Origin of the sequence: Arthrobacter hankyongi (genome assembly GCF_022012395.1) — a bacterium.
In the GTDB taxonomy this organism is placed as follows: domain Bacteria; phylum Actinomycetota; class Actinomycetes; order Actinomycetales; family Micrococcaceae; genus Crystallibacter; species Crystallibacter hankyongi.
The window spans coordinates 71,370-96,908 of record NZ_JAKLTQ010000007.1 but is presented as its reverse complement, the minus strand read 5'-3'; the positions used below and the strand labels follow the sequence as shown (position 1 = coordinate 96,908).

24 protein-coding genes are annotated in these 25,539 nt (G+C 67.2%); 15 read left to right on the top strand and 9 right to left on the bottom strand.

The genetic code is table 11. The features are described from left to right. Positions 1–26 precede the first annotated feature (26 nt). Together LVY72_RS11505 and LVY72_RS11500 are read left to right on the top strand one after the other, a co-directional pair. Positions 27–638: a helix-turn-helix domain-containing protein gene (locus LVY72_RS11505; protein ID WP_308190770.1), complete on the top strand. Its 612-nt coding sequence runs from the start codon at positions 27–29 to the stop codon at positions 636–638. Continuing rightward, positions 635–1,183 (top strand): DUF6036 family nucleotidyltransferase, encoded by a 549-nt coding sequence (locus tag LVY72_RS11500; protein ID WP_237820940.1) that lies wholly within the window; start codon positions 635–637, stop codon positions 1,181–1,183. Before LVY72_RS11505 ends, LVY72_RS11500 begins: the two co-directional genes overlap by 4 nt. 115 nt (positions 1,184–1,298) lie before the next feature. On the opposite strand, the gene LVY72_RS11495 is transcribed toward LVY72_RS11500, so the two are convergent. The 4 genes from LVY72_RS11495 to LVY72_RS11480 are packed head-to-tail and all read right to left on the bottom strand — an operon-like array spanning position 1,299 to position 8,009. Next, complete coding sequence (locus tag LVY72_RS11495) at positions 1,299–2,459, bottom strand: Wadjet anti-phage system protein JetD domain-containing protein (protein WP_237821144.1); 1,161 nt, start codon at positions 2,457–2,459, stop codon at positions 1,299–1,301. 5 nt (positions 2,460–2,464) lie between these two features. Then, positions 2,465–5,860, bottom strand: coding sequence for an ATP-binding protein (locus LVY72_RS11490; protein WP_237820938.1), 3,396 nt, complete (start codon positions 5,858–5,860; stop codon positions 2,465–2,467). Beyond that, positions 5,857–6,558 carry a DUF4194 domain-containing protein gene (locus LVY72_RS11485; RefSeq protein ID WP_237820936.1) on the bottom strand — a complete coding sequence of 234 codons (702 nt, stop codon included), beginning with the start codon at positions 6,556–6,558 and terminating at the stop codon, positions 5,857–5,859. The genes LVY72_RS11490 and LVY72_RS11485 overlap by 4 nt, the downstream gene beginning before the upstream one ends. Further along, positions 6,555–8,009, bottom strand: a complete 1,455-nt coding sequence (locus LVY72_RS11480; RefSeq protein ID WP_237820934.1) for a DUF3375 domain-containing protein — start codon at positions 8,007–8,009, stop codon at positions 6,555–6,557. Before LVY72_RS11480 ends, LVY72_RS11485 begins: the two co-directional genes overlap by 4 nt. Positions 8,010–8,587: 578 nt before the next feature. Between LVY72_RS11480 and LVY72_RS11475 the strand changes: the two genes are divergently transcribed. The 12 genes from LVY72_RS11475 (at position 8,588) to LVY72_RS11420 (ending at position 18,514) form a co-directional block, all read left to right on the top strand. Further along, a complete protein-coding gene (locus LVY72_RS11475) occupies positions 8,588–9,370 on the top strand; it encodes an ABC transporter ATP-binding protein (RefSeq protein ID WP_237820932.1) in 783 nt (260 codons plus the stop codon). A gap of 191 nt (positions 9,371–9,561) precedes the next feature. Continuing rightward, positions 9,562–10,251, top strand: coding sequence for an ABC transporter permease (locus LVY72_RS11470; protein ID WP_237820930.1), 690 nt, complete (start codon positions 9,562–9,564; stop codon positions 10,249–10,251). A 72-nt stretch (positions 10,252–10,323) separates the two neighbouring features. Then, the gene (locus LVY72_RS11465) at positions 10,324–11,373 is read left to right on the top strand and encodes an ABC transporter substrate-binding protein (protein WP_237820928.1); all 1,050 of its coding nucleotides are present in this window, start codon (positions 10,324–10,326) and stop codon (positions 11,371–11,373) included. Between the two features lie 28 nt (positions 11,374–11,401). Continuing rightward, positions 11,402–12,544 (top strand): FAD-dependent oxidoreductase, encoded by a 1,143-nt coding sequence (locus LVY72_RS11460; protein WP_237820926.1) that lies wholly within the window; start codon positions 11,402–11,404, stop codon positions 12,542–12,544. Continuing rightward, positions 12,541–13,131, top strand: coding sequence for an amino acid synthesis family protein (locus LVY72_RS11455; RefSeq protein WP_237820924.1), 591 nt, complete (start codon positions 12,541–12,543; stop codon positions 13,129–13,131). Before LVY72_RS11460 ends, LVY72_RS11455 begins: the two co-directional genes overlap by 4 nt. Before the next feature lie 32 nt (positions 13,132–13,163). After that, complete coding sequence (locus LVY72_RS11450) at positions 13,164–13,910, top strand: class II aldolase/adducin family protein (RefSeq protein WP_237820922.1); 747 nt, start codon at positions 13,164–13,166, stop codon at positions 13,908–13,910. Positions 13,911–13,939: 29 nt separating this feature from the next. Beyond that, on the top strand, positions 13,940–14,872 hold the full coding sequence (locus tag LVY72_RS11445; protein ID WP_237820920.1) for a 3-hydroxyacyl-CoA dehydrogenase NAD-binding domain-containing protein: 933 nt from the start codon (positions 13,940–13,942) through the stop codon (positions 14,870–14,872). A gap of 3 nt (positions 14,873–14,875) precedes the next feature. Further along, complete coding sequence (locus tag LVY72_RS11440; RefSeq protein ID WP_237820919.1) at positions 14,876–15,733, top strand: alpha/beta fold hydrolase; 858 nt, start codon at positions 14,876–14,878, stop codon at positions 15,731–15,733. Next, positions 15,709–16,155 (top strand): YbhB/YbcL family Raf kinase inhibitor-like protein, encoded by a 447-nt coding sequence (locus LVY72_RS11435; protein WP_237820917.1) that lies wholly within the window; start codon positions 15,709–15,711, stop codon positions 16,153–16,155. The genes LVY72_RS11440 and LVY72_RS11435 overlap by 25 nt, the downstream gene beginning before the upstream one ends. A gap of 77 nt (positions 16,156–16,232) precedes the next feature. Then, complete coding sequence (locus LVY72_RS11430) at positions 16,233–17,009, top strand: IclR family transcriptional regulator (RefSeq protein WP_237820915.1); 777 nt, start codon at positions 16,233–16,235, stop codon at positions 17,007–17,009. 256 nt (positions 17,010–17,265) lie between these two features. Then, positions 17,266–17,457 carry a hypothetical protein gene (locus tag LVY72_RS11425; RefSeq protein WP_237820913.1) on the top strand — a complete coding sequence of 64 codons (192 nt, stop codon included), beginning with the start codon at positions 17,266–17,268 and terminating at the stop codon, positions 17,455–17,457. Positions 17,458–17,557: 100 nt separating this feature from the next. Continuing rightward, a complete protein-coding gene (locus LVY72_RS11420; protein WP_237820911.1) occupies positions 17,558–18,514 on the top strand; it encodes a hypothetical protein in 957 nt (318 codons plus the stop codon). A 79-nt stretch (positions 18,515–18,593) separates the two neighbouring features. Here the strand turns inward: LVY72_RS11420 and LVY72_RS11415 are convergent, their stop codons facing one another. The 5 genes from LVY72_RS11415 to LVY72_RS11395 form a co-directional block, all read right to left on the bottom strand. Further along, complete coding sequence (locus LVY72_RS11415; protein ID WP_237820909.1) at positions 18,594–19,175, bottom strand: hypothetical protein; 582 nt, start codon at positions 19,173–19,175, stop codon at positions 18,594–18,596. A gap of 54 nt (positions 19,176–19,229) precedes the next feature. Then, a complete protein-coding gene (locus LVY72_RS11410) occupies positions 19,230–21,218 on the bottom strand; it encodes a primary-amine oxidase (RefSeq protein WP_237820907.1) in 1,989 nt (662 codons plus the stop codon). Between the two features lie 224 nt (positions 21,219–21,442). Beyond that, positions 21,443–22,957 carry an APC family permease gene (locus tag LVY72_RS11405; protein ID WP_237820905.1) on the bottom strand — a complete coding sequence of 505 codons (1,515 nt, stop codon included), beginning with the start codon at positions 22,955–22,957 and terminating at the stop codon, positions 21,443–21,445. A gap of 37 nt (positions 22,958–22,994) precedes the next feature. Further along, positions 22,995–23,132, bottom strand: a complete 138-nt coding sequence (locus LVY72_RS11400) for a hypothetical protein (RefSeq protein ID WP_237820903.1) — start codon at positions 23,130–23,132, stop codon at positions 22,995–22,997. Between the two features lie 84 nt (positions 23,133–23,216). After that, positions 23,217–24,707 (bottom strand): aldehyde dehydrogenase, encoded by a 1,491-nt coding sequence (locus tag LVY72_RS11395; RefSeq protein ID WP_237820901.1) that lies wholly within the window; start codon positions 24,705–24,707, stop codon positions 23,217–23,219. A gap of 159 nt (positions 24,708–24,866) precedes the next feature. On the opposite strand from LVY72_RS11395, the gene LVY72_RS11390 reads away from it, so the two are divergent. Continuing rightward, on the top strand, positions 24,867–25,460 hold the full coding sequence (locus LVY72_RS11390) for a TetR/AcrR family transcriptional regulator (protein WP_237820899.1): 594 nt from the start codon (positions 24,867–24,869) through the stop codon (positions 25,458–25,460). Positions 25,461–25,539 lie beyond the last annotated feature (79 nt).

The window sequence follows — 25,539 nt, the reverse complement described above, 5'->3', positions numbered from 1 at the left end:
ATATCCGACAAAAGGGTGGGGTTGAAGTGCAGCACTTCCGGGATGCCGGGGAACTGGGTGGGTTGGTGAAGCAGCACCGCATTCGCTGCGGATTGTCCCAAGAGATGCTCGCCCGGAACGCGGGTGTCGGCCGATCGACCGTCGTCGACCTGGAACGGGGCCGGAACGTTTCGCTGGGAACCGCCCTGAAGGTCCTGTCCCAGCTGGATATGGGTCTTGGCGTCGCCGGCCCCGAAGCTGCATCGGCGCTTTTCTGGACGGCGGACCAGGCGGCCCGGGAGATCAAACGGGAACTGCGCCACGGCGACCGGGATTTTGCCATGCGGATCCTGGTGATGGCTGCGGACTATTTCGACGGCCTTGGACCGGCCGACCGCCGACTGTTCCTTGCAGAGCCCTCGTCCACGGGGCGGAAGCGCTGGGACGCGCTGCTGGCCCGGACCCTTGCGTATAAGTGCCGCCGACACGGGATGGAGCCGCCGGCCTGGACAAAAGTCCCTCCGCTGCCCAGCAAATGGTACGCCACCCCGCGCCGGCGCATATCCCAAGCGTGGAAGCAGCGGATGGCCGAGAACACGCCGGCAGAATTTGCCGAGGCCAACATCGTGTTTGACGCCCGTAACCTGGACGCGGCGTGAACGCGGTCCGCAGGACCTCCTACGATGCGCAGCAGGTCAAAGACCTGCTGCGCGAACTGGCCCGCCGGCTTCTGGGCCGGGACGTCGCAGCGGACATCTACCTGGTCGGCGGCGCCGCCATTGCGCTGGAGTACAGCTCCCGCCGCTCGACCGCCGACATCGACGCCACATATCAGCCGGAACAAACGGTCAACGACGTCGCCCGGGAAATGACCACAGACCTGGGCCTGGATCCCAAATGGCTGAATAGTTCGGCCAAAGCCTGGCTGCCCAATGGCACTGACCTGGAAGCGACAACGGTCCTCATAGCAGAGAACCTGACGCTCCGCGTGGCCTCACCCCGGTTCCTACTGGCCATGAAGCTGGCCGCCGGCCGGGACCGAGACATCCACGACATCGCCGTGCTCTGCCGTGCCCTGGGCATCCAGAGCGCAGAGGAAGCAGTCGACATTGCGTTCGAACTGTACGGGGAAGAATCGATGCAGCTGGGCAACCGCGATGACCTCCTGCTGGTTGCCCAGGAGGCCCTCGGCACACCCGTTTGAGAAAGGCGCTGACCGGCATTGTTCGGCGGAGTTGCCGGCAGGGAGCACTTGGCGGGCGCTGGCCGCGGTGCGAAACGACACGCCGTCGTGCGTCAGAGAAACAGACCGTGTTGTCTCAGCGTCCAGGCCCCGAGGCCGTTTCCCCCAGAGCCCCCAAACCGGTTGCCGAGCGCAGGGCGGCCAGGCACATCGGCCAGGCAAGGCGTTCCTGCTCCAGCCGTACGTTTCCACGCCCGGCCAGTTGTTGCAGCACCAGACGCTCATCGGGCAGCAGGTGCTGCGTTTCGCCGGTGAAGGGTTTCGGCTCCGGCACGCATAAATCGCTGAAGGCATCCAGCGTGCCGGTGTCCATGAGGACTGCTTGAACTTCAAGGTCCTGGGCGCGCAGCCGGTTGAGGATGCCGAATCCGTGGCTGTCCAGGTCGCCCCAGTACACCACGCCCGTCGCACGCACCCAGGGGATGCGGGCCAGCCGTTCCACTGCATAGCCCGAGCCGTGGATGACCACTGCGCCGGCCCACTCGGGCATGGCCAGGACCGATTCCAGGTTCTCGAAAACGAAGACCGTGCGCGGCTGCACGCCGAGTCTAGCCAGTTCCGCCAGCGGTGCGGACACATCCCGCAGTCCGCCGGGCGCGAGATCCGGATCGAGGAAGCGCAAGCGGATGAGCTCCGGTCTGGCGGCCAGGCCCAGGCTGCTTGCTCCGGTGACTGCCTGATGCAGCCGCTCCACCAGGGACCGCCGGGTGCCGACCCACTTCGAGTCCACCCCGCGGATCGGCAGTTGGCGAACGTAGAGTCCGGAATCCGGATTCCCGGCCAGCCACGCCAACACGTCCAAGAGCCGGGTAAAATCGTCGTCCTCCATGGCCGCCAGCTCAGTCGCGGACCGCACCAAGGCTGCCTGCAGGTCACTGTTTGAAGCGGGAAAAGCCTCGAGTATCCGCGCACACCGCCGCGAGATCCGCCGCCAGTGCGCGCCCATGCCGCAGAACTCCGCGACGTCGCCCGGCCTGTCAAGTATCAGCCGTTCGGGTACGGACTGCCGGCCCAGGCTGGCCCACTGCCGTTCGGCCCACTCCGCCGGTTCGATCCCGGTCCACGATTTCACCCACGCGATGGCCGAGGCCTCGTCGGCGAGGGCCTGCCGTTCGGTGGGCGGATGCAGCGGCAGGGCAAGGAGCGGCCGGTTGGTCGGCGACGTGGCCCAGCTGCCGAACCAGCGCTCATATTTCCTGCGCGCCTGGGTGCGGGCCGCCTGCGGAGTCACCGGCACCGGGCTCAAAACAGTGCCGCCTCGGTGGCCTCGGACGCGGCCTCGAGGTCCGCGGGCTCACCGGGTCCGGACACACCGTCGCTGCCGGATTCGGCAATCTCCACCGAGCCGACCTGGGAATCGCGGAAGTCCTTGCAGGTCACCACGGCCATGCCGCCGATGTAGTCCTCCAGCGTCTGCAGCAGCTTCAGCGGTGTAGCCAGGACCATGTGGAAGCCAAACTCGTGGAAGATGTCCATCGCCATGCGGGTGAACCGGCTGTCCGCCTTGTCGAATGCCTCGTCCATGATCACGGTCCCGTACCGGGGGATGTCCTCGTCCTCGCCGGCCAGCTGGTAGCGGAGCGCGGCGGCCAGGCAGAACGTGACGAGCTTTTGCCGCTGGCCGCCGGAGAGCCCGGCGCTGGAGTCGTGGACGTTCACCGTCCGGCCCTCGACGTCGACCTCGGTCGCGGTGAAACGCACATGCAGGCGGGTGTCCAGGCAGTGCCGGCGCCAGGACGCGTCGGCCGCCTCGCTGGACGCCAGCCGGTCCATCAGCCGCCGCATGACTTCGAACTTGGCCTCGGCGGCGTCACGTTCCTGCACCACCCACGAGCCGGCGCTGATGGTCTGAAGGTCCGTCAGGAACTGCCGTCCCAGTTCGCCGCGGTTCTCCTTCACCACGATCTTCAGGAACCGGCCGGCGTCGAAGGCGGACCGGCCCAGCGACGTGTTGACGGGGGCGATCCGTTCGCGCACTTCGCCGGGGGCACGCCGGATTTCGTTGGCCAGCTGTGCCACGTTCTGCTGCGACTGCCGTTCCAGCAGCTCGAAGAACCGCGATTCGAAGTCGGGCAGCCGGTCCGCGACGAGCTGGCCGAGCACGGCCAGGTACCCGGCACGGTCCTCGATGACGGGACTCAGGTCTCCGGCCTTGGCCGGCCACCGGCGGGAAAACTCGGCCGCGGCCGCCATGAACGCGGTGCGGGCTTTGTCCGCCAGCGCCGTGGCCTGTTTCTCCTCTGCGGTGAGCCGGTTGGAAACGGTGAGGGCGACGTCGTCGATCACCTGATGCGAGATGCTGCGCCGCACGCCCAGGAACCGCTGTTCGAGGGCCTCAGCGAGCGGGCCGGGCACCGGATTCCAGGCATCCACGGACGCCGTGAGCTGCTCGATGACGCGGACGATGCCGGCCAGCGCGGCGGCTGCCTCAGCGTGTTCCCTTAAGCGTTCCTGCTGTGCCGTCCGGGCAGCCTGCAGCCGGGCGGCCGCCTCTTCGGCGGCGGCCTCGGCCGCCTGCAGGTCCTTGCTCGCCGCCCGCAGTTCGTCCAGCCGCTGCCGTTGGGCGGTGGTGCGCCCAAGAGCCGATTCGACGTCGAACTGGTCCCAGTCCCGCTGGTCCAGGAACTCCAGTGCCCGGACCCGCTGCTGTTCGGCGTCCTGCGCCGCCTGGGCCCGGTTCAGCCGTTCTTCCGCCTCGGCCTGCGCAGCACGGGTCTGCTTCAGCAGCACCACGAGGTGTTCCACCTTGTCCGCGTTGTCGAAGCCAAGGAGCCACTGGCTGCGGTCATCAACCCGGCTCCGGTCGTCCTTCTCATGGCGGGAGCGTGAGCGTTTGACCTGTCCCGCCCTCGTCACGGCCTGATCCGGGCCGGCCAGCCCCGCCGGGGACTCGACGCATTCGAAGTCGTACTGGCGGGAGAGCACCGCGGACAGCCAGGCGGACAGGGGGCCCTGCTGCACCTCGACGCGGTGCACCAGCGAATTGGCGGAATGCGCCGCCCGCACCGGCTCCGGGTGCGCCGGCACGCTCTCGAACACCAACCGTGTGCCGAGGAAGAGTCCGTCCACGGCCTCGCGTACGGCGGCAATGTGGGCTTCGGGAACCAGCATCACGGTGGCCAGCGGCCGCAGCACGCGTTCGACGGCGCCCGTCCAGTCGGCGAATTCGCTGCGCACCTGCAGCAGTTCACCGGCGAACGGAAAGGCCGCGGCCGGCATCCCGGCGGCCGCGGCGACCCGCTGCCGGGCCGTGACCAGGCGGTCCGGCAGGTTGGAGCGCCTGCCGCGGAGCGAGGCCAGTTCCTTCTCGAGGTCCCGCACCGAGGCCTTGGCCGCGGCGAATTCCTCGTGCAGCTGCAGCAGCGCGGCCTTGCCCTGCTGCTGGGCGGCTTCCAGCGCGGCCCGTTCCGTGCGGGCGGTGGCACGCAGTTCCTCGAATTCTGCAAAGGTTTCCGGGAACGGCACGCTGACCGCGTCCAGCCGCCCGGCAGCCTCGGCCCGGCGGACACGGACATCGCGTTCCTGTTCAGCGGCCAGGTCCAGCCGCTCCTGCTGGACTTTCAGAGCCTGGCCGCCGCGCTGGTCCGCCTGGTGGCGGGCCAGGCTGTGCGCGGCTTCGAGCTCGCCGGTCAGCGCCGTTGCCTGGGACACCGCATGGTCGGCAGCACGCACGGCCGCCTCCGCGTCGGCCCGCTCGTGCTCGGCCAGCTTCAGCTTCCAGGCGTCCTTGAAGGCCGGCAGCGCCTGGGCCAGCTGTTCGGCGGCGGCCGCGGCCGCGCTGCTGTCCTCGAAGATCCGGGACGGTTCCTCCAGCCGGCGCAGCAGCTCCACCTGCGTGCGGGCTTCCACCACGAGCCGGTGGGCCTCGGACAGCTCGCCGAACTGCGCCACGGCGTTTTCCGTCAGCGCAAAGGTCTTCGGTCTGTCCAGCATGAAGGACCGGAACAGCTCGTCCAGGTTGCCCAGCGATTTCGCGGACTGCGTCTTGTGCAGCAACAGCACGGCGTTCTCGCCCTGGATGCCGAGCAGCCGGCAGAAGCGGGCGGAGAACCGCGCATGCTGGTCCGTGATGTAGGCATCCGGCCACGCCGCCTTGATCCGCCGTGTCTCCAGGCCGTTGCGCAGATAGTCGACGAAGTCCGTCAACGACGCCTCGTCCTGCAGCAGCAGGCTGAGCTCGGACACTTCGGCCGGCGTATTGCTGCCGCGGCGCAGGTGGTAGAGCTTGGCCAGGACCACGGGCTTGCCGCCGGTGCCGTTCGTGTACCGCAGCAGGATGCCGCTGAAGGTGGCCCCGGTGCGCAGGTAGTCGCTGGAAACTTCTCCGGTTTCCTCGTCCGCACTGCGCCGCCAGGCGCCGCGCAGATAGCTGACCAGGCTGCGGTCTTCCCCGCGGGCGGCGGTGTCCTGCGCGGCAGCGTTGAAACGCAGCTGCATCCGCGGCGTCAACACCGCCGAGACTGCGTCCACCAGCGAGGACTTGCCGGAGCCGGAGTGCCCGGTGAGCAGGAAGCCCCGGCGGGCAACGTCCACCCGGTGATGGCCCTGGAAGGTACCCCAGTTCAGGACCTCCAGCCGGTCCAGGCGCCATTGGCCCGGGCGGATCCGGCTGCCGACGGCGCGATCGTCGGGGGTCATTCGCCCTCCTCATCCCCGGCGGTGTCCGCACCCTCGGACGCTACGCCGTCGTCGACGTCGGAATCCGGGCGGGCCTCGGCGGCGAGCCGGCGGTACTCCTGCTGCACCGCGGCGATTTCCTCCGGCCCGAAGACCAGCCGCAGGACCGGTGAGACCTCGTACCGGCCCTCGGTGGACGTGGCGGCCAGCAGCCCGTACTTGACCATTTTCTGCCACGAGGAATTGACCCGCTTGGCAAACCCTGCCGGGTCCGCATTGTCCTTGCCGCGGTACACCTGCAGCTGGTCCGCTACTTCGTCAGCGCCGACGATGGTCTTGCCGCCGCCGGCTTCATGGAGCAGCTGCTGGCGCAGGTGCAGCAGCAGCGCAGTGTCCAGGAAGGTCAGTGTGGCGGTGCGCAGGACCTTGGGCGTCTCGGCCTCTGCACTGATATTGCGCACAAAGGCAACCTGCGCCGCCTCGTCCATGACGAGCTCCAGGAACAGGTCCGCCAGCCGGGAACGGATCGACTCCTCGTCCGCGAGGAGCGCGGTCCACAGATTCGAATGGCTTGCGGCCGAGAGATACGGGCCCCGCAGCAGCTGGACCAGGGTGCGGCGGGACGGCTCGCGCAGGGCGCCGGGGTCGCCGTCCCATAGTGCGACGCCGGAGCCCTGCACGGCAGGCACGCCACCGGAGGCGATGGCTGGCTCGGTCACGGATTGATCCTTTCGCAGAACAGGTAGCGGCCCACGCTGCCGCGGCGGATGACGCCCTGGGCGGACTGCCAGGCGATGTCCTCGCGGCCGTCCAGCGGGCGCGCTTGCTCCTCGGCCAGGACGAGCAGGCCCACCACGCTGGCGACGCCCTGGGTTGCGGGATGCGCGGCCAGGACGTCCGAAATGGTGGCCGGTCCCTGTGCGTCGAGGACCCGGTTTATGTTGCCGGTCAGTTCCTTGAAATCGATCTCCGAGGCGCGGGCCAGCTCGCGCAGATCCTCGATGTTCACCGGTGCCGGTTCATGGGCGATGACTTCCTGCGCTGACTCGAAATCGGCAGGGTTGTGTAGTTTCAGCGCCGACACGGACCCGAGCGGGACGCTGGTCAGGTCCAGGACCAGCTGCGTCCGGGCATACGGGCGGACGGTCCGGGCCGTGTCCATCGCCTCCCTGAGGGCGTTGCGCAGACTCTGGTTGATGAGCCGGTCCTCCTGCAGTTCCTGGGACTGGACGAAACGGCGCAGGCTGCGGCTGAAGGCCGTCATGACTGCGTGGATTTCCGAGCTGCGGTCCTGCAGGGTGGGCAGGATGCGCCGCAAGGTGCGGGTCTGGGCCGGGGTGAGGCGTTCGATGAAGTCCCGTTCCAGGATGCCGGCGATGCTGTCTTCGAACTCGAGTCCGCGTTCGGGGTCCAGCAGCAGGGCATAGAATCCGCTGAAGCTGCGGCCGGCCTCCGATTGTTCCAACAGGTCGACGCCGCGGAAGATGTCCTCGAGCACCGTGCCGCGGGATTCTTCCTGCCCGATCAGCCGCTCGCGGAGCGACCGGTTGAGCTTCTCCAGGTCGCCGCGGACGCGGGCGAAATCGGCGGGAACTTCTTCGACCAGGGACAGGATGTCCCGGGCACGCTCCACGGCCTGTTCCGGAGGGAGAATATCGACGTCGCCGGCGGCGACCCGGCCGATCAGCTGATCCAGCCGGTCCCGTTCCTCCTGCAGCGACGCCAGGCGCGCAGCGGTGTCCGGATCGGTGTCGCGGGCCAGCACCCGGAGCCGGTCGAGAATGGTAGCGAGGCGGGACTCGGTGACCGCCTGGCGGGGTTCGGCGAGCTGGCTGACAAAGCGAATGGCCGCGAACGCACCCTGGGAGAGCTCCAGAGTCTCTTCGCGGGCGGCCTCCGAGGTGCGCCGGATCAGGATATTCTCGTTGCGCCATTCCGCGCAGTAGGCCTGGGCCGTTTGCGGCAGGTCGAAACCGTTGCCGCGCAACTCCTCAAGGTCTTCCTCGAGCCGTTCGAAGAGCACCGGTGCCGGCAGGCGGCGCTGCTCGCCGCCAAGGTGCCCGCCCAGCAGCGCCACCGCCACAGCAGCGTTCCGGGCGCGCAGCATCCTCCACGCCGGTTCTTCGCCCAGCAGTCTTTGCGCGGTTAGCGCCGAACGGAGGATGTTCACCGGCCCAGCTTAGCCAGTGCCGATGACAGAAAGGCCTTCTCGCAGGGCTGCTGCAAAGTCCACCGGCGTGCTGGGGGCCTGCGGCCGCGCTCACGGCTGTGGCCGGTGCGCCGGTATCACGGCGCCGGGCTGCGCCCGCCCGGACTTTGCCATCGCCTGGATTGCTGGAAGGCGTCGTGAACCGTGCGTTGGCGTGGAACGGTGAGGAGGGGCCCATCATGGCCCCGTCCGCGCATAGGTAATAGCCGGCGTAGGTAATGGCCGGCGCTTGTGAAGCGCGTGTCCGGGCCTCTGGAACTCTGTCACTCCGTGACTCCGATTCACGAAGACATCGTGCATCGGGGCGGCACGGAGGGTTCCGGGTGAAAGGCGGTCAGGCGCCCCCGGCCTGCGACTTAAATTCCCGTACAGCGGGAAGGCGGCGGACAGGAAAATGCTCGCTTCTTCAGGTGAAACGCAAAGTTAACAAATAACCATTGACGCCTGCATGCTCTGCTCTATATTCTCTCATGCTAAGAGCTAGCTATTAGATGCTAATAACGACCGATGAGGCACAGATCAGTAGAGAGGTGCACTTCATGGAGTTTGAAGGAATCAAGGCGGAAGGTGTCGAGAAACGGTACGGCAGCGGTGCGTCCGCGGTAACCGTGCTCGAGGGGCTCGACCTGGAAATCCAGCCGCACAGTTTCGTTTCACTGCTGGGCCCGTCCGGCTGCGGCAAAAGCACATTGCTGAAGATCCTGGGCGGCATCGAGAGCGCCAGCGCGGGGGACGTCACGGTCAACGGGGTGCCCGTGGGGGAGGCGGTCCGCCGCCGCCAGTTCGGGCTGGTACCCCAGAAGGCGGCCCTGCTTCCGTGGAAGACTGCACTGGAGAACGCCCGGATGCTGCGCCAGATCGCCACCCGCCGGAAGCGCGGAGCGGACATTGAGGAGGCGGCCGCCAAGGCATTGGAGATGGTCGGCCTCACCGAAGCTGCCCACAAGCTTCCGCATGAGCTCTCCGGTGGCATGGCCCAGCGCGTCTCCATTGCCCGCGCCTTGGCGCTGGACCCCCAGATCCTGCTGATGGACGAGCCCTTCGGGGCGCTGGATGCGATCACCCGCGACGAGATGAACCTGCGTCTGGCCGATGTCTGGGCCGAGACCCGCAAGACAGTCGTCTTTGTCACCCACTCGATTCCGGAGGCGGTCTTCCTCTCGGACGTCATCCACGTGATGGGTACCAAGCCGGGCCGGATCGTCGAAACCCTGGAAATCGACCTGCCCCGGCCGCGCACCCTTGAAGTCTTCGACACTCCGACCTTCCAGGAATACGCGGCGCATCTGCGCCATCAGCTTGAGCCGAAGGCGGTGGCCTGATGACCAATGACAGCACCGGAACTCTCATCCGGAAAACCTCGGACAGGCTGGGCCGGCCACCCGCAGGACACCCGGCCGGTGCCGTAAATCGGGAATCCGTCCGGAAATTCAAATCCTGGCTGGTGCGGATCTGGCCCAGTGCCGCGGTATTTGTGGCGGTGGTCCTGATTTGGGAAATAAGCGTCGGAGTATTGAATTTATCCAGCTTCGTCATTGCCAAGCCCAGCGAATTCATGCAGGAAATGTGGATTTCCCGCGAAATGCTGCTGGACGCCACCTGGGTTACCACCGAGGAAATCCTTCAAGGATTCCTTTTCAGTATCGTCGTCGGGATGGTGCTGGCACTTGCCCTGGCCCGCTTCCACTGGGTGGAGCGTGCCCTCTACCCGCTGATCGTGCTGTTCCAGGTGGTGCCCAAGGTGGCGCTGGCGCCCATCTTCATCCTCTGGTTCGGCTACGGGCTGGCCCCGAAAATCATCCTCATCGTGGTCATCGCCTTCTTCCCCATCACGCTGAACATGCTGGTCGGACTCAAGGCCATCGACAAGGAACTGCTGCTGCTGATGCGCTCCATCGGGGCCACCCGCAACCAGGTCCTCACCCAGATCCAGATCCCCACCTCATTGCCCTACCTCTTTGCCGGACTCCGGATCGCCATCACCCTCGCCGTGATCGGCGCCGTCGTCGCCGAGTTCGCCGGCGCCCAGAACGGGCTCGGCTACCTCATCCAGTTCGCCTCGACCCAGCTGGACACCCCGCTGATGTTCGCGGCCCTGATCCTGGTCTCCCTCCTCGGCCTGGTCCTCTACTACGCCATGTCCCTGGCCGAGTACCTGCTCGCCCGGAAGTACCCGCACATCACCCTTCAGGCGACTAACTGACGGTCCCCGCGACCCAATCACCGTCCGATCCGCTCCACCTTTCTTGCTCCACCTTAACTAAGGAGAGTCATCATGAAGATTTCCCATGCCCTGACAGCGTCCCTGGCCGCCGGCAGCCTCCTGCTCCTGACCGCCTGCGGGTCCAGTTCCAGCCAGGCTGAAGCCAAACCTGAGGCAGCCGGTCCCGACAAGGTGACCGTGCAGCTGGACTACCAGGTCCGCGGGAACCATGCCATGTTCCAGGTGGCCAAGGACAAGGGCTACTTCAAAGACGAGGGCATCGACGTCACCGCCATCAATATCGGCACCGGCTCGCCGAACACCCTTCGCCTGGTCGGCACCGGCGGCGCCGACTTCGGCTTCGCCGACCTGCCCTCGCTGGTCACGGCCCGCACCCAGGATGTTCCGGTGAAGGCTATCGCCGCCGTCAACCAAGTCTCGCCGCTTGGCCTGTGCTCGCTGAAGGACAACGTGGAGCTCACCAGCCCGGCCTCCCTGCAGGGCAAGACCATGGGCGTCCACACTGCAGGTTCGACCTACATCTTCTACCAGGCGCTGCTGGCCAAGAACGGCATCGACAAGAAGTCCGTCAAGGAGCTGACCGTCACCCCGCCCTTTGAGAACTACCTGATGCAGAAGCAGGTGGACGCGGTCGTCTGCTACGAAGACGCCGAGGTTCCGCTGCTGGAGCAGCATGCCGGCGGCAAGGACAAACTGAGCATCCTGCGTGGGTCCGACTTCGGGTACGACGCCTATGGTTCCGGCCTGTTCACCACGGACAAGCTGATCGAAAGCAATCCGGACCTGGTGCAGCGGTTCACCAACGCCTACCTGAAGGCCTTCGACTGGGTGGCCCAGAACCCGGACGATGCCGCCGCGCTGCTGGCCGGGTCCTCCCCGGAACTGGCGGACAAGAAGGACCTCTTCGCCGCGCAGTTGAAGGCCGACGTCGATTTCACCTTCACCTCGGACCAGACCAAGAAGCAGGGCCTGGGCGCCATGGATGAGCAGCGGTGGAAGTCCACCATCGGCATCCTGGCCGACCAGAAGGTCATCAAGAGCACCCCGGAAACCTCCGCCGTCTACACCAACGAGTTCATCGAGAACTCGAAGGCCAACTGACGGGAGCGGGAGGACAACCATGCTGACAATGACGGAGAAAAACGGACGGCACGCCGAGATCGCCGGGGCAGGCTTTGCCGGCCTGACCGCGGCGACGGCGCTGGCCCGGATGGGCTGGACGGTCCGGGTCCACGAAAGCGGCAACGAACTGCGTGAACAGGGCGCGGGCATCGTCCTGTGGCACAACAGCCTGAAGGTGCTTGAATCCATCGGGGCCCTCGAGGCGGTCCTGCAGGATTCCATGACGCCTCCCTTCTACGAGACGCGCATGCACCACGAAAGCGTCTCGCACGAGGACTTCGGCGGGCTCTTCTGGCGCACCGCCACCCGCCCGTACCTCTACAAGTGCCTGCTGGAAGCGGCCCAGAGGGCCGGTGTCGAGATCGTGACCGGGTCGGAGGTCGTCGCGGCCTCGCCGGCCGGGACGCTGACCCTGGCCTCGGGCCGGACGCTGGAGGCGGACCTCGTGGTGGGGGCCGACGGCGTGAAGTCCCAGGTGCGTGATTCGATCGGCTTCGAGCAGGAGCGGTGGAAGTCCCGCGACGGCATCACCCGCTTCCTGGTGCCGCGGCTGAAGGACGAGCTGGGCGAGGGCGAGTGGGACAACGTCATCGACTTCTGGAACCTGGAACCGCGCTACCTGCGCGTGCTCTATGTTCCCTGCAACGAGCGGGAGCTGTACATCGCGCTCGGCGCCCCCCGCGCCGACGAGCAGGGCAGCCGCACGCCGATCGACCTTGAGCTGTGGACCTCGGCCTATCCCGAACTGGCCCCGGTCCTGGCGGCGGCGGCCCAGGCTCCGGACCCGAAGTACTACGGCTACGAGACCACGGTGCTGGAAAAGTGGAGCGAAGGCCGGGTGGCGCTGGTCGGCGACGCCGCCCACGCCATGTGCCCGGCCCTGGCCCAGGGCGCCGGCACCGCGATGCAGAACGCCTACACCCTGGCCGTGGCCGCTACCGAGGCCAGCCTCGGGGACCTGCCTGACGCGCTGGTCGAGTGGGACCGGCTGGAGCACCCGGTCACCGAGCGCTGCCAGCGCCGCTCGGCCGACTACGCGGCGAACCGGGGCATGGCCAAGGGCAACCAGTTCACCGAGGAGAATCTCGAAACCGCCAAGTACGACCCCACCGACCCGGGGCGCCACGCCCTGACAGGAGCACGGAAATGACCTATTTGATCGGGGACTTCTACGAAGTCCGGGAGTTCCACAGCACCATCCAGGAAATCGTCCACGAGGGCGGCCCGGCGGCCGAAGAGCCCCTGTTGAAGGCCTGCGTCGGCGCCGTCATCCGGAACCCGTTCGCCGGGCGGTACGTCGAGGACCTCTCGCCCTTGACCGCCCCGAGCGCCGCGCTGGGCACCGAGCTGGGACGCCGCGCCGTCGCGCTGCTGGGCGGACGGAAGGTCGAAGGCTACGGCAAGGGCGGCATCGCCGGCCTGTCCGGCGAACAGGACCACGTGGTCGCCTGCGTCACCACCGTCTTCGGCAATGCCTTCCGCGACGCCATCGGTGGAGGTGACGCCTGGATTTCCTCCGCCACGAAGACCGCCGCCGCCGGCACCGCGATCGACATCCCGCTGGCCTTCAAGGACGAGGTCTACGTGCGGTCGCACTACGACGCGATCCCGTTCCAGGTCCCGGACGGTCCGCGCCCGGACGAGCTGCTGATCTGCGTGGCCGTCTCCACCGGAGCCCGAGTCCACCACCGGGTCGGCGGCATGACCGTCGCCGAATACCAGGCCTCCCTGTCCTAGCCCCCATCGATCCATCAGGAGAATCCGCAATCATGCAAGATTTCGACAGCCTCTACAGCAACGACCAGTCCGTCCTCAGCACCCTGCACCAGTTGGCCCGCGCCCACCGCATCCTGGAGATGGAAGGGCATGGGGACATGTCCCTGGGCCACATGAGCTACCGCGACCCGGAAGGCCGCGGCATGTGGCTCAAGCGCGGCAACCTCGGCCTGGACGAGGTGCAGGCCGAGGACTTCCTGCTCGTGGACTTCGAAGGCAACGTGCTCGAGGGCAAGGGCATCCTGCACCTGGAATGGCCGCTGCACTCCGAGCTCTACCTGGCCCGCCCGGACGTGAACTTCATCGGCCACTCGCACCCCTTCTACACCACGGCCTTCGCCACCACCACCGCGGAATTCGGCCCCTACACCAACGAAGGTGTCTGGTTCGCCAAGGACGGGGTGCCGCGCTTCGACCTGACCTCGAACATCATCACGAGCATCGAGCTGGGCAAGGAGCATGCCACGGCCATGGGCAGTTCGCTGGCCATCCTGCTGAGCAACCACGGCTGCAGCTTCGTCGGCGAGACCGTCCAGGACGTCACCCTCGCCGGGGTGTTCCTGGAACGGGCGTGCAAGTTCCATCTGACCCTGGCCACGTCCGGCTACGACTACCGGCTGCCTCCGCAGGAGGAAACCGACTTCAAGCTCGAGGAAATCTACCGGCCCAAGGCCCGCAACAACTTCTGGAACTACTACAACCGCCGGCTCGACCGCCTGGAGAAGTCCGGACGCCTCTAGCCCCCGCCTGCAGAACTTCAAGGAGAGACATGCCAATTCCCGCCATCACCACCGTCATCGGTTCCGGCAGCATGGGCCCCGGCATCGCCGCGCTGCTGGCCCGCAGCGGCAGCCAGGTCCGGCTCAACGACATCAGCCAGGACGCGCTCGACCGGGCCCGGAAGGTCATCGACGGCGCCGCCGCCGTGCTGGACGAGCTGGGCACCCCGTCCGTCGACGGCGGCTCGGTCACCTACGAGACGGACCTGCGGGCCGCCCTCGACGGCGCCGATTTCGTCATCGAGGCGGTCCCCGAGAAGCTGGAGCTCAAGCGGACGGTCCTGGCCCAGGTCGAGGGTCTGGTGGACCCGTCCACCATCATCGCCACCAACACCTCCGGCATCCCGATCACCACGATGGCCGAAACCCTGCAGCACCCGGAACGCTTCATCGGGATGCACTGGTCCAACCCGCCCCACCTGATCCCGATGATCGAAGTCATCAAGGGCGAGCAGACCTCCGAAGAGGTGGAGAAGGAACTCGTCACCATCGTCGAGTCCTTCGGCTACGAGGCCGTGCGGGAGAAGGAGAAGGCCGGGTTCGTCGAGAACCGGGTGCTGTACGCCGTCCTGCGCGAATGCATGTCCCTGCTCGAAGAGGGTGTCGCCACCCAGCAGGACCTGGACACCTGCATCAAGTGGGGCGTCGGCTACAAGCTCGCCGTGATCGGGCCGATGCGCCTGGTGGACATGGCGGGCCTGGACATCTACGAGTCCGTGGCCGGCTACCTGAACCAGGACCTGGACGACCGCAAGGACGTTCCGGAGCTGGTGGGCAAGCTGACCGCCGCGGGGCGGCTGGGCATGAAGAGCGGCCAGGGCCTCTACGACTACGCCGAGGGTGAGGTGGACGCCAAGCGCGCCGACATCATCAAGGGCCTGGTGGCGGTACGCAAGACCCTGTCCGAAATCACCCCGGTCTGACCGATGGACAGCACCAGCCTGCAGTATGCCGAGGTCGACGGCGCGCGACTGTGCTTCCGGGACAGCGGGGAAGGCCGGCCGCTGCTCTTCCTGCACGGCACCTCCGCCAGCCTCGGCGTGTGGGACGGCGTGATCGGGCATCTGGACGGCGGCTACCGGGCGGTCGCGCTGGACCAGCGCGGCCACGGGCGCAGCAGCAAGCCGGCCCACGGCTACTCGCAGCAGGACTTCGCCCGGGACATCCTGGGCCTGGTGTCCAGCCTCGGGCTGAAGGACGTGGTCCTGGTCGGGCACTCGCTGGGTGCCCGGAACGCCGTCGTCGCGGCGGACGCGGCACCGGAACTGTTCGCCGGCGTCGTGGCCGTCGATTACCTGCCCTTCGTGGAACCGCAGGTGATCGACGACCTGGAGAACAGGGTGTTGGGCGGATTCCGCAGTTTCGGCACCGAGGCGGAAATCGTCGACTACCTGTGCGCGCGGTACCCGCGGACCCCGCGGGCCGCACTGCAGCGCCGGGCCGCCTACGGTTACCAGCGGCAGGAAGACCGCTTCCTGCCGCTGGCGGACCCGGAGGCCATGCGCGGCACGGTGGACAGCTTCCGCACCGACTTCGCCGAAGCCTTCCGGTCGGTCCGCGTGCCGGTGGCGGTGCTGCGCGGCGAACACAGCGCGATTGTCTCGCCCCGGGCCTACGCCCGGTCCCAGCAGGAGCGCCCCGACTTCAGCTACATCACGGTCCCGGACTGTGACCACTACATCCCGGAGGTCGCACCGGAGGCGATAGCCCGGGCGATCACCACACGTTTCCCCGCAATCGATATGAAAGGCCAGGCCTCATGCCCCTCAACATCCAGGATCTGAAAGTAACGGTCGACGAGATCGAACCGGGAGCGCGCATTCCGGACCGGTTCGCCGCCGACTACGGCAACGAAACCCCGAAGGTCTCGGTCTCGGGAGTCCCCGCCGGAACGGTGGAGCTGGCCCTGATCCTGCACGACCCGGACGCGCCGCTGGCCAACGGGTTCACGCACTGGACCGCCTATGGAATCGCTCCGGTGGACGGGCTGGTCAGCGGTGAAGTCCGGCTGGGCCCCAACGGTATCGGCGAAGCCGCGTACACCGGCCCGCAGCCGCCGGCCGGCCACGGCACCCACCACTACTATTTTTGGGTCTACGCCCTCGACACCAAGGTAGCGGGCACCCCCTCGCGGGAAGAGTTCCTGGCCGCCTACGCCGGCAACATCCTCGAGCAGGCCCGCCTGGTCGCAACATTTGACGCCTGACCGGTACAGCCGGCGCCGCTTACCGCGGCGCCGGCCGCAGCGGTAAAGTCAGCATACCCAGAAGGAAGTGAATCAACATGGCAGGAAGCGGCAAGACTCCCGGCGTCGACAGCGCCCGCCGCGTCCTCAACGTGCTGCTGCTGTTTGAGGACCACCAGTCCCTGACGGCGGAGGAGATCGCCTCGATGATCTCCATCTCCATTCCCTCGGCCTACCGCTACGTCTCGCTCCTGCGGGAAATGGCGCTGGTGGAGGAAGCCGGCGGCGGACGCTACGTGCTCACCACCCGCGTGCTGGCCCTGGCGGAGTCGGTGGATACCTCCACGCACGTGCGCCTGGCAGCAGTGGACGTGCTCGAAGAGCTCCGGCAGGCCACCGGGGAGACGGCGCTGCTCATCGAGCAGTCGGGGGACTACGCAACGTGCACCGCGATCCGCGAGTCGGATATGGCGATCAGAATCTCCTACGCCCCGGGGGCGATCCAACCGCTGCACCGCGGGGCCGGGGCCAGGGTGCTGCTGGCCAGCCAGGGCGAGCCATGGATCCGCCGCTACCTGGACCGGGTCGATCCGTCGATGCCGGCCAGGAACCGGGACCGCCTGATCCTGACCCTGCAGGAGCAGCTGAAGGCGCCGTATGCCGCCAGCCGGTCGGAACTGGACGACGGGGTGTGTGCAGTCGCGGCTCCGGTCACGCTTGGCGGCCGCGTGGTCGCGTCGCTCTCGGTGGCCGGCCCCGAATACCGCATCACGCCGGCCATGGTGGAAAAATTCGGCAACCTGGTGCGCCAGGCCGCCGATGGCCTGGAAACGCGGCTGAACCCACGGGCAGGAACGGAGTCACGCGTATCCTGAGGTCCTGGGCCGGAATACCGGCCCAGGACCGGCCCGCCGCGGCGGGGCTGTCCTGCGGAACCTCCTCAGCAGGGTGGCTGCGTCATTGACCCTCATCCCGTGCCAAGTTAACTTGTAATCGTGCGGAACAAGCCCATCATTGCCCCGTCGGCACGCAAGCGCGGCGTCAGTGATGAAGATGCCGCGCTCTGTTGAGGAAATACTGAAGCACGCCGACGCACTGGCGAAGCGATTCGAGGAATATGAGCCTCGGTCCATGGATGAGCGGAACGTGGCTGCCGTGCTGGCGCTTCGCGATGCCGTCATCGAACGGTCCGAAGCGGAGAGGCATCTAAGTAGGGCGGTTGCCCAGGCCCGGGCTGCGGGGCTGCCGTGGTCCACGATCGGGACGTTCCTCGGCACCTCGGGGGAAGCTGCACGCCAGCGCTACGGCAAGGCCGCGGTCTGAGACCGGACTGCGGCAGGGGGGACAGTCAGGGTCCAAAGCGGGGCCTGATCAGGGGAAATCCCGATCCGCCCGGCCCCGGCTCCCGCTTAGCCTGAACCTCGTGTCCACGACGAACCTGAAAACAGCCCCGTACCCGCGTCCCCTTACTTCGTCACTGCACCGCGGCTGGCAGCAGCTCTCCGCGCCGGCCAGGGTCCTGACCATCGTCGGCCTGCTGATGTTCGTCTCCGCCGCCTTCCATACCGTGGTGTTCCTGTTGTCGGACACCTCCTGGGACGGTCCGGTCTCCTGGCGCAAGCCGGTCACCTTCGGCGTGTCCCTCGGACTGACCGCCGTCACGCTCGCGCTGATCGAGTCCCGCCTGCGGCTCCGCCGGTGGGCCTCCTGGGCCCTGCTGGGCACCCTTGCGGCCACGTTCGTGGTCGAGGAGGTGCTGGTCGCGATGCAGGCCTGGCGCGGCGTGCCCTCGCATTTCAACACCGCCACGCGGTTCGACGCGATGGTGTTCTCGGCCATGGGCATGACCGTGATGGTGATCGTCGTCGTCATCCTCGCCCTGGCCGTCCTGAGCTTCACCTCGGCCAAACCCGGGACCCCGGCCCTCACGCTGTCGATCCGGGCCGGCATGCTGCTGCTGGTGGCCGGCCAGTTCCTCGGCGCGGCGATCATCGCCGTCGGCGAACCCGCCCTCGCCGCCGGCAACGAGGCGGCCGTGTTCGGTCCCCACGGGGTGGTGCTCGGCGCCGCCGGCATCCTGAAGTCCCCGCACGGCGTCGCGCTGCACGCCATCCAGGTGCTGCCGCTGCTCGGCTGGCTGGTCCAGCGCCTGGACTGGACGGACGTGCGACGGCGGCGGGCCGCCTGGAGCGCGGCCGCCGGCTATGCGCTGCTGCTGGCGGTGAGCGTCTTCCAGGCCTTCACCGGCCAGGCCCCGTTCGCGTTCGGCATTCCCGCCCTGCTCGCGGCACTGGCCGGAGCCGTCCTCATCGCCGTGCCCTATGCGCAGGCCGGCCGGCAACTGCTCCGGACGAACCTTGGCCGGAGGACGCGATTGTAGGCGGTATGGGGGAGTCCCCGGCCTCCACGACGCTGGCAAGGTAGCTGCGGCCGTACGGTCTGCTGCTCCTCGTTGATCATTAATGTGCCTGCATGGCCATCACGATCATGCACGCCGCGGCAGCTACCGATGACAGTGCTTCGATCAGATGTGCCCGGCTGCCCCTGCGCACCGCCCGTACCCGGTACAGCCGCAGAGACAGTCGGGCCGAAAACAGCAGGTAGGAGCCCAATCCGGCGGCCAGCAGCAGCGGGACCGGTCCGCCGCCGTGGGAATGCGCTGCCGCCGGGACAGCCTGGGCCGCCGGATCGGCGTGCATGAGCAATACCAAGGCTCCCATCACCAGCAGCGACAGCCCCCGGTGCAGGTGCATGGATGCCTTCAACGGGTCGTGCACCACCGGGATCGCTCCCCGGTGGGAGAGCGCCACAGACAGCGGGCCAGCCAGCAGCAGGATCAGGGCCCATGCCGCGCCGGGCAGCAGGTGGACCTGTTGCCCGGCGATGTCGGCCATGGCCGCCAGCATCAGGGCCATCCAGCCCGCCCCGGACGGAACAGCCAGGCGCCGCGCACCATCCCGGTGCCCTCCTGCTGCCGCGCAGCAGAGCCCCATGCCGGTGAAAACCAGCATTCCGGCGGTGAGCCAGAGGTGTAGAGCCATCGCTACAGCCTTTCAGCCGGCCCCGGGTGCGGGCACCCGGGGCCGGACGGCGGGTCAGTGCCGGCAGCATCCGGCGTCGTCGACATCCGTCCCTGGGACTCCCTGGTACGAGCTCCAGTCCGGTAGGTCCATGGCCGGGTTCTCGTCGAGGAACCCGTGCGGCTTGAACCAGAAGCCGCTGTAGTCCACCGGCATGACCGGCCAATCCTCGGTACGCGGGATATGTGTAGGCCCGAAGGAGTGCCAGAGAACGATGTCCTCGTTCTCCAAGGAACGGTTGGCCTGGACCCATTCGCCGATCCCGCCGCCGGCGTGCTGGTTCGGGTAGTCGCCGGCCGGGAACCGTTCGGCCGGGTCATACCGGGTGGCCCAGAAATGGTGTGTGGCGAACTGTGCACGCTTCCAGGCCGAGGAGCCTTCCTGCGCCATCAGCCGCGGCCCGGGCATAGGGATCAGCTGGTAGCCGGTGGGCTCGCCCACGTAGTTCTTCCGGTTTGGATTGATGACGAACCAGCTGCGTCCCGTTTCCGGGTTCGCGTCCCGCACCGCCTCCAGTTCGCGGGTCAGCGGGGTGCGATTCCAGGTGAAGGCATTGCCATGGGGGTTATCGGGTCCCATGGGGATGCCGCGGACGTTCTGCTCCTGGACCGAGTTGGCGTCGCCATCGATCGCCACGTCCAGCCGGGCGCAGAAGATGTGCTGGTGGACCGGGGCGATGACGCCCGGGGCGATCTCCGGGGCATGCCGGTTTGGCTGGCCGGGGAACGTGGCTCCGGTGTAGACGATGCCGGTGGCCTTGGCTTCCATCTGGATGGAGCCATCGAGGTAGAAGTACCAGAAGAAGCCATAGTCGTAGTTGCCGATGGTGGCGAAGTAGGACAGCACCAGACGGCGGGAGCGGCGCACCTGCGGGGCCTCGCCGAATTCGGTGTGCTTCCACAGGATCCCGTAGTCCTCTTCGTGCATGCAGACCGCGTTCGGGATCTTCACGGGCCGGCCGTCGTCGTCGGCCACAAAGGCATCGAAGTACTTGATCACGCCCAGACAGTCGCAGCCGAGCTTGAGCGAATTCGCGTTCTTGCCCAGCAGATACTCGCCGGCGTCGAAATAGCTGATCCAGAACCGGGTATTGCTGATGTCTCCGTACGGAACCACCATTTCCGGCACGGAAGCCCGGTGCAGGACCAGGCGGTCCTCGTCGCCGTCACGGAAGCTGACTTGGTTCAGCACCAGGCCGTCCTGGGCGTTGAAACCCACGCGCAGCTTCCAATTCTCCCACTCCACGTGGGTTCCCTCGACCTTGAAGGAGGGTCCCTCCGGCTGGGTGATCTCCAGCGGCTTGAGCGAGGTCCGGGCCGGACCGACGTGTTCGGGAGTGTAGTGACGCGTCTGGAGCGGGACCGGCACCGGCTCCGTCTCCGCGTAGTCGTCCTCGACCCGGGTGACCGTACCGGCGGTGAGATCGATGTGGCAGATCAGCCCCTCTACCGGGTGGGCCCAGGCGTTATCGCCCTCGAAGTTGCGGTGGAAGGTCAGCGAGCGGATCATGCGCCGGCCGGTCTCGCCCTCGTACGGGAAGAAACCGGGGGCCAGCGGCGAGAGGTAGGTGTGCGTCGTGTCAGTGATGCCGCGGCGCCGCATGGCCGCCTGCCAGCGCGGATCGGCCTTGGCGATCTGCTGTGCCCGCTCGTATTCCTCGAACAAGTATTGCGGCTGGCCGTAAGGGTGCTCCCCGTTGGGCAGCACCCGGTAGTCCGCCACTTCGCCGCGGGTGACCGAGACGACCGCCTCCGCCGCCTCGCCGGTCGCGGTGTCCAGCAGTGTGACGAGTACGGACCGGTCATAGTCATCGTCGCCGTCGACGTAGCCAGCCAGCAGCTCCCTGGTCGGCTCGACCGGGAGTAGGCGCGGGAACCGTGTCGTCGCACCGACCAGGCCCGCTTCCACGAGGAGTTGCCGGGCGGCGCTGATCTCCTGCGGGGTGAGCATGTCGAGCGGGTGGGTCACGCCCAGGTTGGAGGGCGCGATTTGTGTGGTCTGCATGGAGTTGCCTTTCAAACGATCGCCGGGGCATCTGCGGCCCGGATATTTTTGCGCTTAACCGCAAGAATAGGTGGGGTGGGAGCCAAAAGCGATGCCTTCCGCCGTCGAAAACGCCGAAGCCTGCCATCGGCAGAATCGAAGGAACTGCCGATGGCAGGGTCCCGGAACCGTCCTCCTTCAGGGCCGGTTCCGGGCCTGGCCGCACCGCTGGCGCCGAGGCGGCCTCAGTCGTGCACGGGTTGCCGTTCGGGGGCCCCACCATCGGGCACGGCCGCCGCGTCGCGCAGCCGGCGGCCGGCCAGGTAGCCTGCAATGCCCAGTGCGGCCAGGACCCCGAGGGTACCCAGCGTGAAGGCGGTATAGACCTGCTGGTCCACGCCCCAGATCTCAATAAACGGATACTCCAAGCCGACTAGCGATTCCAGGGTGCCGGGGAAGACCGCCACCCAGGACCCCAGGGCCACCCACAGCGTGCAGACCAGCCCCAGGGCGGCGAAGACACGGTTCCCGCCCGGCACCCGGAACGGCCGGTGGCTGGCGGCATCCGACAGCCGCAGCTTGACTGCTGCCGGGATGATGGCCAGGTAGGAGATCAGGTAGGTGCTGATGGAGATGGTCAGCACCACCCCGAAAATGGCGGCCGACGATCCCTCGATCAGCGTCAGCGAGGCGACGAGGAAAATGCTGGCCAGGATGCCGGAGAGCAGGTTGATCCGAATCGGGGTGCCCAGCTGCCGGTGGAACTTGCCGAAGAAACCGCCGAAGAATGCGCCGTCGGCCGCCGCGATGCCCTGCACCCGGTCGCTGACGATCATCCATGCCGCCCCCTGGGTGACGAGTACGTGGACGAACAGCGCCGCCGCGATGGTGGTCATCACCGGCGCGGCCGGACCATAGACCACGAAGACCTCGCCCACCGCCTCCATCAGACCCGAAACGCCGGTGATTTTCTCCTTCGGGATCACCAGCAGGATGGCCAGGATGGGCAGCAGGTAGCAGGCGGCGGCGACGACGGCGGAACGGGCCAGGCCCCGGGGCACATCCTTCTGCGGGTTCTTCATTTCGCCGGCCGCCCCGTTGGCCGCTTCGAAACCAAGGAAACCGAACAGCAGCAGGGGAGCCACGCCGAACAGCCCGGTCAGCGTCGGTGCCAGATCCGAACCGGCCATGCCGCTGAACCCGTGCTGGAGGCCGTAGATAAGGGTGGTCGCCACGAAGAGGACCAGCAGGCCAACCTTCGAGAACGCCCCCGAGTTCGGCAGCCACTTGGCCCAGCGCAGGCTGGCAATGGCCGTGAGCACGGTGGTCCAGATGAAGGCCAGATGGAAGAGGTAGCCGGAGATTCCGTGGGTGTCCAGCGGCAGCAGGTAATGATTGAAGGTCTCCCCGGCCAGCAGCGCCATGGAACCGCCGATCCACACCGGCGTCGTCACCCAGTAGAAAACGGTGGCAACCGAGGCCACGCCGCGGCCGAAGGCCCGCTTGACCCAGTTGTAGCAGCCGCCCTCCTCCGTAAACGTGCTGCCGGTTTCGGCAAACAGCAGGGCGTAGGGGAGCAGGAAGGTGACGGTCAGGACGACCAGCCAGGTGAAGGTCTCGCCGCCGTAGGAGGAGATCTGGCCGAGGATCTCGATGGAGATTACCGCGGCAATGGTGAGCAGGACGATGTCGAGCCGGCCAAGGGTCCGGTGCAGCTTGCCCTGTTGTTCGTCCATATAGCGGGTATTTATCGATGACATGGATGTCCTTTCCGGGGAACGGCCGTGCAGTGCAGGGTCAGCCAGCAGTGAGCGCCAGTGCGGACAGGGCCAGGATCTGGGCCGTCCTGACCAGGTCGTCGATGTCGACGTATTCGTTCACCGTGTGCAGGGTCGGCGGAAGGTCGGTGTACCACTCGAACTCCACCGGGTGCATGGCTAGCCGCCTCTCGATGCGGGCCCCCTAAGGAGTGCCGTGACATTTCTGATCTGCCTTTCTTGAAGCTGTGCCAGGGGCGGCCTAGTAGGCGGTCCAAGTGGTCTTGAGCCCCTGGTACTTGTCCAAGGCATGGAGCGAGAGGTCCCGCCCGTACCCGGAGGCCTTGAAACCGCCGAACGGGGTGCGGGCACCGAAGGCGTCGGTGGTGTTGATGGATACCGTGCCGGCCACGAGCCGGCGGGAAACGCGGTGCGCCCGGGAGATGCTGGAGGTCCAGAGCGAGGCCGCCAGACCGAATGGGGTGGCATTGGCGATCCGGACCGCTTCCTCCTCGGTGTCGAACGGGATCACGGCCAGCACCGGACCGAACACTTCGTGCTGGCCCAGTTCCGAGTCCGGATGGACGTTGTCGATCACGGTCGGTTCGAGGTAGCAGTCGCTGCCGCTGATGGTGAGCCTGCGGCCGCCGGTGACGAGGTCGAACTCGCGTGCCGCACGAGAGATGAAGCCCTCCACCCGGTCCGTGTGTGCCGCCGTGACCAGGGCACCCATGCCGGAGGCCGGGTCCAGCGGGTCGCCCGGGTAGTAGCGGGCGGCGATGCGGCCCAGGTGCGCCACGAATTCGGCGTGGACCTCGCTTTGGACCAGGACCCGGGAATGGGACGAGCAGACTTCGCCTTGGTTGAAGAACACGTCGAACGCGGCGGATTCGGCAGCCTTTTCCAGGTCCTCGACGTCGGCGAAGACCAGGTTGGCGCTCTTGCCGCCGCATTCGAGCCATACCTGTTTCATGTTCGATTCGCCGGCGTAGCGCTGGAACAGCTTGCCGACGCCGGTGGAGCCGGTGAAGACCAGGGTGTCGATATCCGGATGCCTGCCGATGGCCTGTCCCGCGCTTTCCCCGAACCCCGGCACGACATTTACGACGCCGTCCGGCAGCCCGGCCTCGGCGAAGATCTCCGCCAGCCTGATGGCCGAGAGCGGAGACTGCTCGGCCGGTTTCAGCACGACGCTGTTGCCTGCTGCAATGGCCGGGGCGAGCTTCCAGGCAGCCATGTCCACCGGGTAATTCCACGGCACGACGGCGCCGACCACGCCCAAGGGCTCCTTGGCGACGGTGGCTTGGACGCCCTCGTCCATCGCCACTACTTCCCCGTTGACCTTGTCGATGGCTTCGCCGTAAAAGTCGAACAGCGAGGCGGAGAAGGGCACGTCCAGCTCGTAAGCGTCCGTCACCCGCTTGCCCATGTCCAGCGAATCCAGCAGGGCAAGCTCCTCGGCGTTCTTCCGCAGTCCTTCGGCGATGCCTGTCATGACCCGTTTGCGTGCCGCCAGTGGCTGCCCGGCCCAGCGGCGGTCGGCGAAGGATGCGCGGGCGGCAGCCACGGCACGGTCCACGTCGGCTCCGTTGCAGGAGGCCACGTCCGCCAGCGCCTTGCCATTGGCAGGATTGATGCTGGGAAAAGTGGCACCCGACAGTGCATCGGCATGCTGGCCATCGATGAAGGCCCGGTGCGGAATATCGAGCCGCTCGGCCCGGGCCTGCCAGTCTTCCAGAGTGTGGTTCGGCATGGTGGACTCCTATTCTTTGCGGTTCACCGCAAGAATATGTGAGCTGCTTCACGAAGGCGAGGGGTTCCGGCCCCTGAATTACCGAAGCTATATATTGAAATAATCGTGAGGTCGCGCCGGACCGGTTTGCGGCCAGCCGACATAACAGGAAGGGCCTCAATGGCGCGGGACCGGGACAAGCGGATGGACGGCATTGTGGATGCCACGGTGGCTACCATTGCGCGCAACGGGCTGCCTAACCTGCGGATCAAGGACATTGCCGCCGAGGCCGGGGTCTCGGAGCGGCTGGTCAGCTACTACTACCCGGATCTGGACGCGCTGGTAGCCGCGACGCACCGCAAGGCATCCGAGAAATACTACTGGAACCGGTTGCATGCCCTGCAGCAGCAGCGCCGGCCGGAGGCCGCTCTGGCCGGGCTCATTGCCAGCGGCGTGCCGCAGGGACGTGGGGATGTGCTCTCGCGGGTGCTCTACGAACTGAGCGTCAGTGCCACCCGGATGCCGCAGCATGAACGGTTGATGAGCAGCCTCTATCACGACGAGGTCTCGCTCTATGAGCAGGTGCTGGAACAGGGCGCCAAGACGGAGGCCTTTTCCCTGGCCGGCACGTACAACGAACTGGCCAGGTCCTTTGTGGCGCTCGAAGACGGCCTGGGCCTGCAGGTACTGGCCGGCACGGACAGCCTGACCCCGGAGCAGGCCAGGGAAATCCTGCTGGGCTACGCGCGGGCGGTCACGGGCGCGGTGTTGTAGCCTGCCGGGCCGTGCCGCCGTCGAACGGCATGCCCAGGACGGCGGCGAAGTGACGGACCCTGGAAACCTCCCGCTGCCG

What these genes read in the sequence shown, in the direction of transcription:
- LVY72_RS11490 (WP_237820938.1), bottom strand. Translation starts at nt 5,860, where the DNA reads ATGACCCCCGACGATCGCGCCGTCGGCAGCCGGATCCGCCCGGGCCAA.
- LVY72_RS11475 (WP_237820932.1), top strand. Translation starts at nt 8,588, where the DNA reads ATGGAGTTTGAAGGAATCAAGGCGGAAGGTGTCGAGAAACGGTACGGC.
- LVY72_RS11465 (WP_237820928.1), top strand. Translation starts at nt 10,324, where the DNA reads ATGAAGATTTCCCATGCCCTGACAGCGTCCCTGGCCGCCGGCAGCCTC.
- LVY72_RS11460 (WP_237820926.1), top strand. Translation starts at nt 11,402, where the DNA reads ATGACGGAGAAAAACGGACGGCACGCCGAGATCGCCGGGGCAGGCTTT.
- LVY72_RS11455 (WP_237820924.1), top strand. Translation starts at nt 12,541, where the DNA reads ATGACCTATTTGATCGGGGACTTCTACGAAGTCCGGGAGTTCCACAGC.
- LVY72_RS11450 (WP_237820922.1), top strand. Translation starts at nt 13,164, where the DNA reads ATGCAAGATTTCGACAGCCTCTACAGCAACGACCAGTCCGTCCTCAGC.
- LVY72_RS11445 (WP_237820920.1), top strand. Translation starts at nt 13,940, where the DNA reads ATGCCAATTCCCGCCATCACCACCGTCATCGGTTCCGGCAGCATGGGC.
- LVY72_RS11440 (WP_237820919.1), top strand. Translation starts at nt 14,876, where the DNA reads ATGGACAGCACCAGCCTGCAGTATGCCGAGGTCGACGGCGCGCGACTG.
- LVY72_RS11435 (WP_237820917.1), top strand. Translation starts at nt 15,709, where the DNA reads ATGCCCCTCAACATCCAGGATCTGAAAGTAACGGTCGACGAGATCGAA.
- LVY72_RS11430 (WP_237820915.1), top strand. Translation starts at nt 16,233, where the DNA reads ATGGCAGGAAGCGGCAAGACTCCCGGCGTCGACAGCGCCCGCCGCGTC.
- LVY72_RS11425 (WP_237820913.1), top strand. Translation starts at nt 17,266, where the DNA reads ATGGATGAGCGGAACGTGGCTGCCGTGCTGGCGCTTCGCGATGCCGTC.
- LVY72_RS11415 (WP_237820909.1), bottom strand. Translation starts at nt 19,175, where the DNA reads ATGGCTCTACACCTCTGGCTCACCGCCGGAATGCTGGTTTTCACCGGC.
- LVY72_RS11410 (WP_237820907.1), bottom strand. Translation starts at nt 21,218, where the DNA reads ATGCAGACCACACAAATCGCGCCCTCCAACCTGGGCGTGACCCACCCG.
- LVY72_RS11405 (WP_237820905.1), bottom strand. Translation starts at nt 22,957, where the DNA reads ATGTCATCGATAAATACCCGCTATATGGACGAACAACAGGGCAAGCTG.
- LVY72_RS11400 (WP_237820903.1), bottom strand. Translation starts at nt 23,132, where the DNA reads ATGCACCCGGTGGAGTTCGAGTGGTACACCGACCTTCCGCCGACCCTG.
- LVY72_RS11395 (WP_237820901.1), bottom strand. Translation starts at nt 24,707, where the DNA reads ATGCCGAACCACACTCTGGAAGACTGGCAGGCCCGGGCCGAGCGGCTC.
- LVY72_RS11390 (WP_237820899.1), top strand. Translation starts at nt 24,867, where the DNA reads ATGGCGCGGGACCGGGACAAGCGGATGGACGGCATTGTGGATGCCACG.